Annotated in this window: 12 protein-coding genes and 1 pseudogene; 7 read left to right on the top strand and 6 right to left on the bottom strand. The window is 39.0% G+C overall.

Annotation, left to right across the window (positions count from 1 at the left end; genetic code table 11):
• Window positions 1–231 precede the first annotated feature (231 nt).
• Both R2I63_RS00335 and R2I63_RS00330 read left to right on the top strand, forming a co-directional pair.
• Window positions 232–1212 carry an IS5 family transposase gene (locus R2I63_RS00335; protein ID WP_316355554.1) on the top strand — a complete coding sequence of 327 codons (981 nt, stop codon included), beginning with the start codon at window positions 232–234 and terminating at the stop codon, window positions 1210–1212.
• 185 nt (window positions 1213–1397) lie between these two features.
• Window positions 1398–1964, top strand: coding sequence for a hypothetical protein (locus R2I63_RS00330; protein WP_316355556.1), 567 nt, complete (start codon window positions 1398–1400; stop codon window positions 1962–1964).
• Here R2I63_RS00330 and R2I63_RS00325 read toward each other — a convergent pair.
• A complete protein-coding gene (locus R2I63_RS00325) occupies window positions 1961–3100 on the bottom strand; it encodes a protein kinase domain-containing protein (RefSeq protein WP_316355613.1) in 1140 nt (379 codons plus the stop codon). The genes R2I63_RS00330 and R2I63_RS00325 overlap by 4 nt on opposite strands.
• 535 nt (window positions 3101–3635) lie before the next feature.
• Window positions 3636–4622, bottom strand: coding sequence for a tyrosine-type recombinase/integrase (locus tag R2I63_RS00320; RefSeq protein WP_316355561.1), 987 nt, complete (start codon window positions 4620–4622; stop codon window positions 3636–3638).
• A 221-nt stretch (window positions 4623–4843) separates the two neighbouring features.
• Here R2I63_RS00320 and R2I63_RS00315 point away from each other — a divergent pair, with 221 nt between their 5' ends.
• Window positions 4844–5098 (top strand): hypothetical protein, encoded by a 255-nt coding sequence (locus R2I63_RS00315; RefSeq protein WP_316355564.1) that lies wholly within the window; start codon window positions 4844–4846, stop codon window positions 5096–5098.
• On the opposite strand, the gene R2I63_RS00310 is transcribed toward R2I63_RS00315, so the two are convergent.
• The 3 genes from R2I63_RS00310 to R2I63_RS00300 form a co-directional block, all read right to left on the bottom strand.
• Window positions 5084–5386: an addiction module antidote protein gene (locus tag R2I63_RS00310; RefSeq protein WP_316355565.1), complete on the bottom strand. Its 303-nt coding sequence runs from the start codon at window positions 5384–5386 to the stop codon at window positions 5084–5086. The two genes, R2I63_RS00315 and R2I63_RS00310, sit on opposite strands and share 15 nt — an antisense overlap.
• Before the next feature lie 7 nt (window positions 5387–5393).
• On the bottom strand, window positions 5394–5738 hold the full coding sequence (locus R2I63_RS00305; protein WP_316355568.1) for a type II toxin-antitoxin system RelE/ParE family toxin: 345 nt from the start codon (window positions 5736–5738) through the stop codon (window positions 5394–5396).
• 264 nt (window positions 5739–6002) lie between these two features.
• Window positions 6003–6812 (bottom strand): IS3 family transposase, encoded by an 810-nt coding sequence (locus tag R2I63_RS00300; RefSeq protein ID WP_316355570.1) that lies wholly within the window; start codon window positions 6810–6812, stop codon window positions 6003–6005.
• 54 nt (window positions 6813–6866) lie between these two features.
• Here R2I63_RS00300 and R2I63_RS00295 point away from each other — a divergent pair.
• Window positions 6867–7070: pseudogene (locus R2I63_RS00295) on the top strand (transposase); the annotation flags it as partial.
• A gap of 532 nt (window positions 7071–7602) precedes the next feature.
• Here R2I63_RS00295 and R2I63_RS10510 read toward each other — a convergent pair.
• Window positions 7603–7761, bottom strand: coding sequence for an IS66 family transposase (locus R2I63_RS10510; RefSeq protein WP_445083629.1), 159 nt, complete (start codon window positions 7759–7761; stop codon window positions 7603–7605).
• A 131-nt stretch (window positions 7762–7892) separates the two neighbouring features.
• Here R2I63_RS10510 and R2I63_RS00290 point away from each other — a divergent pair, with 131 nt between their 5' ends.
• The 3 genes from R2I63_RS00290 (at window position 7893) to R2I63_RS00280 (ending at window position 10311) form a co-directional block, all read left to right on the top strand.
• Window positions 7893–9119, top strand: a complete 1227-nt coding sequence (locus tag R2I63_RS00290) for an ATP-grasp domain-containing protein (protein WP_316355575.1) — start codon at window positions 7893–7895, stop codon at window positions 9117–9119.
• A gap of 154 nt (window positions 9120–9273) precedes the next feature.
• Complete coding sequence (locus tag R2I63_RS00285) at window positions 9274–9777, top strand: SRPBCC family protein (RefSeq protein ID WP_316355577.1); 504 nt, start codon at window positions 9274–9276, stop codon at window positions 9775–9777.
• 39 nt (window positions 9778–9816) lie between these two features.
• Window positions 9817–10311, top strand: a complete 495-nt coding sequence (locus tag R2I63_RS00280) for an SRPBCC family protein (RefSeq protein ID WP_316355579.1) — start codon at window positions 9817–9819, stop codon at window positions 10309–10311.
• Window positions 10312–10572 lie beyond the last annotated feature (261 nt).

Raw genomic sequence — 10572 nt, 5'->3', positions numbered from 1 at the left:
TCCCACTAATAAGTATCTGATTTGATATACTCCATCCTTTTAACAAGGAGGAACTTATAAATCAAATAATATGCGAGAAACAGTGGGATATTTTGAAAACTTTACTACCACAAGATCCAGTGAAAAGGGGCTTTGTTGCATAAATAGCTGCAGAAAATGTGATTCTTGCCTTAAGGTCAGTGAGTCTATAAAATTTTTTTGTTTATGAAAACGAAAAACCATAGGCTCAAAATGACGAATAAGAAAGATTCAAACCCATCCAAAAAGAGAGATCTCTATCGAATCCGCAACTGGAAGCAGTATAACACTTCATTGAAAAATAGGGGGAGCATCACTTTTTGGTTTAGTCCCGAAGTTATAGAGAAGTGGTATTCCAACGAAAATTTAGGCAGTCGAGGTCGGCCAAAATTCTATTCTGATGACGCCATCCTATGTGCCTTGATGATACGCGCAGTTTTTCATTGTAAGCTTCGTCAACTTCAGGGCTTTATCGAGTCACTTATTGCGATCTTAGGTCTCAACCTTAACTGCCCCCATTACTCAGTCTTCTCTCGGAGAGCCAGACATCTGAAAATCCCTTTAAAAAGGCCTCTTAAGCCAGGGGAAAGCTTGAATGTGATTTTCGATTCTACCGGATTGAAAGTTTTTGGTGAGGGTGAATGGAAAACCCGCAAGCATGGATACTCTAAAAGGAGAACATGGAGAAAACTTCATGTGGGCATGTGTGTTGATTCGAATGAGATTGTTATTGGAGCTCTGAGCTCAAATAATGTAACTGATGACGCAGCTATGGTTGAGATGATGGATTGCCTAGACGACTTCTCGTTGGGAGATGTTTACGGTGACGGGGCCTATGACACAATAGATTGTCGGATGGCCGTAGATGATCGAGGGGGAAGGCCGGTCATTCCACCACCAAACAATGCCCGCCTTCACAAGAAAGATCCCGCTCCATGCTTGGCTCAAAGAAATACAGCTATAGAGGAAATCAGGCGAGGTGGAGAAGATGGGAGAAAGCTTTGGAAGGAGAAGGTGGGATATCATAAAAGGTCTTTGGTCGAGACTTTTATGTTCCGATTCAAGACGATTGTGGGAGACAAACTTCGCTCAAGAACCTGGGCAAATCAATTTACCGAATCTATGATAAAGCTCCAAGCTCTGAACTGTATGACCGAACTGGGTATGCCAGATAGTTATAAAGTGATAAACTGACCCACAGAAGTGGGAGGGCCAAAAAGACTTTCAATGAATTATGCAACAAAGCCTGTTCAATTTACCATAAGTGTCAGATTAAGTCTTGCTATTTACAAATAATCTCATAAATGAAAAATCCGTGTGACTTTAATATTTTAATTAACTATAGTTGGTTCTTACATAAACAAATTAAGGAAAATTAGATGGAAGTTGTAGCATATCGCACTCGAGTTGATCAAAGCTATATTTGTTTTCAGTCTGACCACTTAGGCGGGATTTCTCCAATCCACTTTTCTCAAGAGCTCCCACTTGTTGAACGTAATGCTCTTCCAAAAAACGCAGTAAGCTTGATCAAATCCTATGAAAAAGATGCTGAAAAAATCAGAGCGAGGTATCCAAATGGATTTGCAAAAATCACACATCTAGATTTCAGCAATCTTGATCTTCATCGTCTTCCTCCTCAAATTTTGATAGAGTGTCAATCTGCGGTTACATTAGATATTAGTGGAAACAAGATCAATTGGCTTCCTATCCAACTACAAGAACTCAACATTACCAAACTCAACATCAGTGGAAATATCGGGCTGCAGCCTAATCTCTACTCTTTCCCCTGGCTTTTAGATATGCAAAAACTCGAGATCATTGCAAACGACATGGGGTTTAACTTTATCCCTCCAGGTTGGGAAGGACGCCTTCATTCCAAGGAAATCCCCTTTGCTTCGGAATGGACGGATTGCCCAAGACAAGTATTAAATGGTAGTTATGGTTAAAAATCATCTCCTTCTATCTTAGGTGGTTCGAAATCTAATTCTGTCTTAGGTGTTTCGGGAGCTAATACTGATACTTCTCTTTCTCCTCTCTCAGGCGTTTCTTTTTTCCTTCGCTTAGGTGATCCGTTATCTAATGTTGATTCTTCTTCAAAAGAGGAATCCCTACCAAAATCTGGAGACCGAAAGCAATATTTATTTTCAATGATCCTAAGTCTTTCCAAAACCTTTTGAATCAACTGATCTGATTGATTTTCTTCCGTAAGACCGAATGAACCCAGAAGGCTTGCTTTGTTCGTGACTTGTAAATCTCTTGCTAATGCAGTTAACCCTACAAGTTTGAAATATTCTAGGTCTTCCAAACATCCCTCTAAAAGGTGAATAATCTTAAGAGTCCTCTCATAAACCTCGGTTTCTTTCTCAAAAATTAAGATATACTCTTCTTGTCGTTCAGTCCTTTCCATATAAAATACATAGCCTGGATTGATTGTTTCATACGCCATAAGTTTTTTATCGGAAATATGGCCGGAGAATTTTCTGGGGAATAAAAATATTCTAACTAAATCTTTAATATCTACTTCAGCTTTTTCACATAAGTGAATAATAATAGAATTGATGACATCGTATTGTATTGTTCTTCCTAAAGAAAAAATATCCGCTGCTTTTCCTTGAAATCCACCTTCGTCCTTCCTTTGCCCCGACTTGGTCCGATATTTCTGACCAAGAATATTCGACCAGATATAAGGAGCTGCGTGAAAGGGCGTACAAGCCGTTGAGTGCGTTTCCCCTTTGGGACCACATTTTTGCAACATTCCAAAATCAGTCACCTTTCCAGGGGCCTCGCCGCAGCCAACCAAAAGATTTTTCCCCTTAATGTCCCGATGAACTAGGTCGCTTCTGTGCAAAGAAGCAATCCCCTCCCCAATTGAAATAAGTTGGGTTAATGCGAATGAAACAGGCTTTTTTATCTCTGAGTAAGGGATATTACAAAAATCACAGCAACCTTCCTCAAAGAGTGCAATATAGCTTTCTTTCTCATTGCAAACATTATAAACGCCTTTAAAATGATCGATATTTGGGCTTTTCTTTGATTCAGGAGTTAATAAACTAAGACACTCAACCTCACGACGAAAAGACATTTTTGAGTACTTAATTACCAAATGTTCTTCTGAGCAATCATCAAGGGAAATGCCAAGAGCACGAAAGGCAGCACTTTGGACTCCACGACTAATTTCCCCTTGAATAATAAAAAATTTTCTTTTAGCAATGTAAAAATCATGAGGTCGAGTTTCACTAGCAGGTAGCTTAAAAACACTTTCGGAATTCACGCCTTCGCTAATCGTTGAAATCACTTTTAAAAAATCTTCGGGTTCTTGACAAATTTCCCTTAAAGATCCGGCCGCTGAGGGGCCATTATTTGGCAAAAGTGGTGGAGGTAGTTGTTGTTGAACTGACGTTGCTTCCATTTTAATCTCCTAAATTAGGGTGTATTTAATCCTATGAAAATGAGGAGAAGGCGGACTAAATACCTTGCTCCCTTTTGGCGTTCCAAAATGGAAATTTTTATGTTGGGAATACAATAACACAAAAAAATAGATAAATTAAATATGAATAAATAATTTAAATTAAAAATTACTTTATTAAATCTATATTATAGAAAGTCAAATGTTTTTTTTAACTCACGAGCTGCACCTTTTCGGTCGCATTGATCTCTTGGAAGGTTTTGTCGTAGGAAGCCACCATCGAGGCACTAGCATGCCCTGTCACCTTCATGATGTCGCTATCCTGGAATCCTTGCTGCTTCAAATAGGTCACCGTGGATGTCCTCAATACATGAGGGGTCACCTTAAAGGGGGTCCCCGCCTTTCTTCCCGCCTTCGCAAAAGTTTCCGATACCCTGTTGAGGTGAACCGGTTTTCCTGTGCGGGTGACAAAAACCCTTCCCTTCCTCTCTCCAACGTACTCCCTCAATCGCTCCATCACCGTCTTGGGATAGGTAATCACCGTCACCTTTTTCATCCCTTTCATCTTAGACTGCATAAAGGAAATCTTTCTTCGATCCCAACGGATTTGATCAATCTCCAGATCCAGAACTTCTCGCACCCTCTTTCCCCCTTGGAGCATCACTTTAGCGATCAAACACTCCCTAAAACTAATGTTCTCCAGCTCCTCTAAAAACGCCGACCATTGGGCCTGGCTCATCGCGGCTGTTTTCACCTTGTCATACACCTTGAAAAAGGTTTTTCCATGCCCTTCTTGGCTTGCAAGGGCTTTGGGGATGATCCCCTTTGTTCTCCGATATAAAAACCCCGTAAACGCAATGTAACACGCAGCTCTTGCTTGACGTGTACATTCCGCCCACTCAGAAAATCCCTTAATCTGATCGATCTTTACTTCATGATTGACAAGGGTAAAAGCCTGCAATGTCATCAAGGGATCCAAAATCTCCATCTCCACCATCCGATTGACGCCTGCTCGATAATTTTTCTTTGTCGTCTTGCTTAAAGTCAGCAACCAAACCTCTACGGCCTCTTGAACCGTAATCCGACTCAGTTGTTTCCAAATCCAATTCGCTTTTTGACTTTTTGCCTCTTCATAGCTTAAAACGTCTAATTGCCTAAAACACTCTAAACTCCCCTCACCGTTCACCATCAAAGACATTTGACCTCCCTACCTTTTCGAATTCTCTAACTAATGTATATAATGACAATTATATACATTACTTGGAACCTTCCAAAAAATCAAGAAAGTCCCGAAAAACCCTGACGTCTTATTTGTTTGGTAGTCTGCCATCTTTTAGCGTTTGAGGAGTGAGTTGACAAAATATTTATAAGCATCTTATATATTATGAGGTTAAAAAGTAAAAACCACAAGGATGGGTTATGAGCCAAGCCGTTAAAGTAGAAAAAGAACATACGGAAGAGAAAAGTCAAGATAAAGAAAAAGCTAAGTCAACTAAGAAAATCAAAGCAACAATTTATCTCACTGAAGAGGCTGAGCAGGCTTTTGCTGAGCTTTACGCTAAACGTTATGTTGAAGACCGGAAAACCGATCGATCAATGATTGCGTGCGAAGCAATCTTAGATCTTTATAAAAAAGAAAACGAAAGCAAAGACGAGCCACTAGCTCAATCTTAGATTAAGGCCAAGTGCGATGATCAATGAGACAAGTGTGTGCCACTTAGGATTTCCTTTTTCTGAGAGAGTTTTATAAAGACTCTCTCTTCCAAGATGTGCTTTTTTCGCAAGCTCTGACACCCCTCCTTGAGCTTCTGCAACATTTCTAACAGCTAAAAGAAAAAGGTGCTGAGATTCTTCATCCCCTTTAAGACTTTCCTCTAAAGCTGCATTTAAATAAGCAACAGCCTCATCATGATCTCTGAGCTTCTCAATAAGCCAATCTTGGTATTTCTTACTTTTTGCCATATTTTATTTAATCCTCTCGATCCTTATAATCTTCAAGAAACGCTTGGGCATTTTTGATGTCTCTCTTTTGAGAGCTTTTATCTCCTCCACATAGAAGCAAAACCACCTTCATTCCTATTTTAGAATAATAAATCCTTATCCCAGGACCATAATGAATGCGAAGCTCATAAATTCGATTTCCTATCGATTTACAATCACCAAAATTTCCCATTTTAAGACGATCCAACCGCGTAAAGATTTTTGCACGAGAATGAATCTCATTTAGCCCATCAATCCAATCTATAAAAGGGCGTTTTCCTGAGCGCGTTTCATAGATTTCAATCTCTATTTCCATAACCCTATTGTATCTCATAGGATACATCTTATCAAGAAAAGTCATATATTTATTATATTAGAAAAACAAAGGTATTATATGGCTTCTCAAATGCAACCCTCAACATCTAGCGTAACAACAACTCAGTCCACTATTCATCAAGAACTTATGAAGTTTATCCCTTCAAGCGATGATCAATTAAATGAAATTTCTCCTCCTTATGGTGGTCCCAGACGTCAAGACCAAAATTCGCAAAAGTTAAGCTAGTTTTCCCTGATGTTAAATTCAGTATTTAGTCTTTCTTTAGGCCTCAAGGCCTGCTCCATAATATATCTCTGACGGCGTTTGATATCCCAAACTCTGGTGACGGCGCTGTCCATTATAAAACTCAAAATACACCTCTAGTCCCTTTTTTAGTTCTTTAAGGCTTTCATATCCTTTAGGATAAATATCCTCATACTTCACACTTCTCCAAAGACGCTCTATGAAAACATTATCAAGAGCTCTCCCTTTCCCGTCCATGCTGATTTTCACACCCTCTTTTTCTAATCTCTTAGTAAAGCATAAGCTTGTGAACTGCACTCCCTGATCTGTATTGAAAATTTCTGGGCAGCTTTTTTTCAAACTTCTTTCCAAAGCCTCTATGCAAAAATCTGTATCAAGGAGATTTGAGAGTTCCCATTCAAGGACAAATCGGCTGTACCAATCAATAATTGCAAATAAATATGCAAATCCACCTTGAAGCGGAATATACGTGATATCTGCAGCCCACGCTTGGTCAGAACGATCTACCTTTACAGACCTCATCAAATATGGATATTTCTTATGGTATTGATGTGGCTTGCTCAAATTAGGCTTTGGATAAATCGCTTCCAATCCCATTCTTTTCATGGCAGTTCTCACTCTTTTTTCTCCAAAAAAAAAGCCTTGGTCGCGCATTTCTAATGTCATCCTACGTCTTCCATAAAATGGGTTTCTAAGGTATTCTTTATCAATTGCTTTCATTAACTCTAAGTCTTCTTTTCCAGGAATGTTCTCAACGTAGTATAAGGTTGATCTACTTAATCCCAGAAGCTCGTAGAGCTTCTTCCTGATCAGTGGGCCAAAGCCCAAGAATCAGATTCTACCCCCTGACCTTATGTCAAGATGGCTTCCGTTGACGCTTACTATCCGAGAGATCACTGGAAAAAAATCAGAACGAATAATCCAGCTGAGCGATTAAACCAAGAGCTTAAAAGACGGACAAGGGTCGCAAGGCTCTTTCCTAGCATCGAGTCTTGTGAAAGACTGATTGGAGCCGTTGCAATGGAAATCCATGAAGACTGGGTGTCAGGAAAACGCTACATGTTAATGGAGGAGAACCAGGCATAACAAAACATCCAGCTACTACCATCCCGAAGAAGATAATTGAAAGGGTTGGCTGTTGGCTGTACCTGCAAAAAACTAAACAATAATGCGTTGAGAATCTAGATCTCAGATTTTACAGAAAAAGTGTTGCTTAATCGCCCATATGTTTGAGTCGTTACCCGCATTACATCTTTTACCTTTTGTGCAATCAATTAGTAGGTAATCAGCATAACATAAATTTTAAATTGCGAAAGTCCTGCTTAAAAGGGATGCACGAACAAGCCCGCTGATCCTAGAAAGGCTTTTTGGGATAGAGAAAAATTTTGCACCAGAGCCGTCTGTCAGATTAAGTCTTGCCTATAACATTTTATTGGACTGAGCGAACTCTCGTTTTTAGGCCGCGCTATGTCTCGATTTTAGAGTACGGAATACAAGCAGGGACCGGTGAAAATGACAGATATGCTGATGGGGCAAGTAATTTAAGAAAAAAACCTGTCCAAAAAAATAGGGGAACACTACATAACCTTATTGAGGACGCACGTCTCAATGGTGCTCATCAATATATCTCCGATTTTGCTCCGGATTCTGTGCGGTAAAAATAGGCATTTTTCCGATTCAAAACGGATCTTTTGAGAAGCCTTTCATTCGCGTTATTCGTCAGTGGAACTCCAGGAACTTTTAGAAAAAGGGTTAGTCCCTCCCAATGATTGTTCATATACGCAAATGAAATATTTTAGCTATAGGTATTTTATACGTATTGATCACATGTCTCACGTCTGATTAATATAGTGTGACAATTTTTTATTAGAATTTAAAAATCACAAACTACTTAAAGGAAAATCTAGAATGACAGCTGCAATTACATCAGGACAAAGGCTTCAACTGATTAGCACACAGCAAACAGGAGAGCTATCATACTCAGCATCTGAGCCAAACGCCATAGGGACTTTAAATATTTTGCAGTCCAACATCTTTGGAACAAAGCAGCAACAGACACCTAAAGAGAAGAAGCCTCAAGAAAGGTTTTTGGTTGAATTATTAAAAAAAATTTCTAAGGAAAAATTTTTGAAAATGCAGTCATTTAGCCAAGACTGGATTATTGAGCTGTCTCCTATTAAAAACCCACAAAATATTCATCGTATTTTTGGGTATTTGTTCCCTTTAAATTCTGGTGTTTCTGGAAAGCTCTGTGAGGATAAGCAGGCTATGTCTTCTTTGTTAGAAAGAGAAAAAATTCCTGTTTTAAAACATGAACTATTCCTTTCTCCAAAGACTAATGATTGGTGTCCTGAGGAAGGGGTTTTTAAAGGAATGTTCACTTTGTTTGATGAGTGGGGAAAAAATGTTGTAGTGAAACCCAATGACGGGACAGGGGGCAATCAAGTATTTCATGTTGAGAAAGCTAGAGATTTAGAGAAAGCAGCTTTAGATATTTTTAAGACAAAAAGCATGCTATGCATTTCACCGTTTCACAAAATTAATTATGAATATAGAGTCGTATATTTAGATCGCAATGAACCTTTAGATAAAATACAGCTGATTTATAAGAAAAAACCTCCTTGTTTGGAAAAAGACCCCACAAAAACTGTTGATCAAGCTTTTAAAGAATATATATGTTCTCTCGATATAAAACCTGCCGAAAAGCTTTTAAAAGAAATTGGGGAGAAGAAGCAACTAGAAATAATTAGAGATTCAAATAAACCTCTTAATGAAGATTATCCTTTGCATTGGAAACACAATGTTGGAAAGGGAGCAAAAATTGAACTTCTATATGATCAAAAGTTAGGATCACTCAGTTCAGATCCAAATCTAGATGCAGTTAGAGAGCTAGCATTAAAAGCCGCAAAATGTGCTAAGGTAACTTTTGCTTCAATCGATATAGTTGAGGCTCTCAATGAAGATAAAAAAGAGCTAAAGATCATGGAAGTAAATTCAGGAATTATGATGGAAGGCTTTTCTAAAAACGAATTCTCTGATCCCAACAATCATGGATTAAAGATTTCAGGATACGAGATAGCTAAACGGATTTATACTGCTGCTGTGGAGGAAATGTTTGGGTCAGCGTTAGCTTAATATATGGTTCTGGTGCAAACTTTCCGTGAAGAGTGGAATGCTGCTTAAAACTTGCTTTTTTCCCCGTGGCTTGCCACGTGGGCAAGAAATGCTGGTTTGATTTAAATCGCATAGACGAATGTAAGAAAAAAAATATATATAAAGGAGTTTTAGTATGTTTGCTGTTTCACACTCAACGACCACCAATGTTTCTAAGGAAGGCGTTTGGAGTTCTTGGGAAGATGTTAGTAGTTGGCCTACTTGGGACCAAAGCTTAAAAGCTGCTGAAGCAAAGGAAGGCTTTATTGTAGGAAAAAAAGCAGTGCTAATGTCTTTGTCTGGTCCACCAGTGGAAGCTACATTTGTCAGTATTGACAAAGAAAAAGGAGAATTTACTAATCAAGCCAACTTAGGAGTTTTAGTAGTAAAAACTTTCCATTCCGTTAGCGAGGAGGAAGGTATGACTCGAATTACTCATAAAGCTACCATTGAGGTAAAAGATCCGCAAAAAGGTGGCCCACTCGCCAGTAAAATTTGGACAGCCCTATCAGAAGAATTGCCTGCTTCTGTAGATAAATTAGCGAGAGTTGCTAGAGGCTCTGTAGGTACAAAAAGGGGTGCACCGGCTGAAAGTAAAGATTCTGAATTGAAACCTTCTAAAAAAGGAAAAAATTCTTAGCGAAGGTTTTCTAAACCCACAACACAAGAGGTATAACTTATGACTCTTTTTTTTGAACATACAGTTACTATCCGGGTGACAGAACAACAGGTCTGGGCTAAATTGGCAGATGTAGAAGCCTGGCCTACTTGGGATAACAGTCTTTCTTGGTGTCGGTTTTCTTCTCCGTTTCAAAGTGGTGCTACAGGAACTCTTAAGCCAAGTAGCGGTCCAGAAACGGATTTTGAGCTCATCAATGTTCTCGCAAATCAAATCTTCGATGTTCGTAGCAAGCTTCCGCTAGGTAATAAGATGATAGTGGGGCATCAACTAAGACCTTGCTCAACTGGTACACAATTGACCCACTCGATTAGGTTTGAAGGATGGCTTTCTTGCCTTTTCACTCGCGTTATTGGTAAAGGGTTAAAAGCTTCTCTTCCAAGCGCAATGGATAAGCTAAAAGCTAACTTGGAAAATCAAGGGAAAGTTTCTGAACCGCAGCACGGAGTTGGAAGAAGGCGCAGTCCTTCTCGCGGGAGTAAAGAGTATGAATGAAGTCTTCCCACAGCAAGCTGACGGGGTATCGTTCATTTTTAGAAACCAATTTTTTCTAGAAAATCTAGTTGCTGATGCAAGGCCTGATGATCTTTACTTCATTGATTTTTGACATACTTCCCTATCAGAATTTATGGAAAATATTTTCAACTTTCCAAGGATACGCTCATTTACAGGACTTTCGCAATTTAAAATTTATGTTATACCATTCGTAAAAAATAAAGTCATAAATTTAATTGGTCTTTTCATGTAAGCTGTTTG

The sequence above is a fragment of the Candidatus Neptunochlamydia sp. REUL1 genome (assembly GCF_963457595.1).
GTDB lineage: Bacteria > Chlamydiota > Chlamydiia > Chlamydiales > Simkaniaceae > Neptunichlamydia.
The sequence above is the reverse complement of the archived record's forward strand: the minus strand, read 5'-3'. Positions and strand labels throughout refer to the sequence as shown.

What these genes read in the sequence shown, in the direction of transcription:
- R2I63_RS00335 (WP_316355554.1), top strand. Translation starts at nt 232, where the DNA reads ATGACGAATAAGAAAGATTCAAACCCATCCAAAAAGAGAGATCTCTAT.
- R2I63_RS00330 (WP_316355556.1), top strand. Translation starts at nt 1,398, where the DNA reads ATGGAAGTTGTAGCATATCGCACTCGAGTTGATCAAAGCTATATTTGT.
- R2I63_RS00325 (WP_316355613.1), bottom strand. Translation starts at nt 3,100, where the DNA reads ATGTCTTTTCGTCGTGAGGTTGAGTGTCTTAGTTTATTAACTCCTGAA.
- R2I63_RS00320 (WP_316355561.1), bottom strand. Translation starts at nt 4,622, where the DNA reads ATGTCTTTGATGGTGAACGGTGAGGGGAGTTTAGAGTGTTTTAGGCAA.
- R2I63_RS00315 (WP_316355564.1), top strand. Translation starts at nt 4,844, where the DNA reads ATGAGCCAAGCCGTTAAAGTAGAAAAAGAACATACGGAAGAGAAAAGT.
- R2I63_RS00310 (WP_316355565.1), bottom strand. Translation starts at nt 5,386, where the DNA reads ATGGCAAAAAGTAAGAAATACCAAGATTGGCTTATTGAGAAGCTCAGA.
- R2I63_RS00305 (WP_316355568.1), bottom strand. Translation starts at nt 5,738, where the DNA reads ATGAGATACAATAGGGTTATGGAAATAGAGATTGAAATCTATGAAACG.
- R2I63_RS10510 (WP_445083629.1), bottom strand. Translation starts at nt 7,761, where the DNA reads ATGAACAATCATTGGGAGGGACTAACCCTTTTTCTAAAAGTTCCTGGA.
- R2I63_RS00290 (WP_316355575.1), top strand. Translation starts at nt 7,893, where the DNA reads ATGACAGCTGCAATTACATCAGGACAAAGGCTTCAACTGATTAGCACA.
- R2I63_RS00285 (WP_316355577.1), top strand. Translation starts at nt 9,274, where the DNA reads ATGTTTGCTGTTTCACACTCAACGACCACCAATGTTTCTAAGGAAGGC.
- R2I63_RS00280 (WP_316355579.1), top strand. Translation starts at nt 9,817, where the DNA reads ATGACTCTTTTTTTTGAACATACAGTTACTATCCGGGTGACAGAACAA.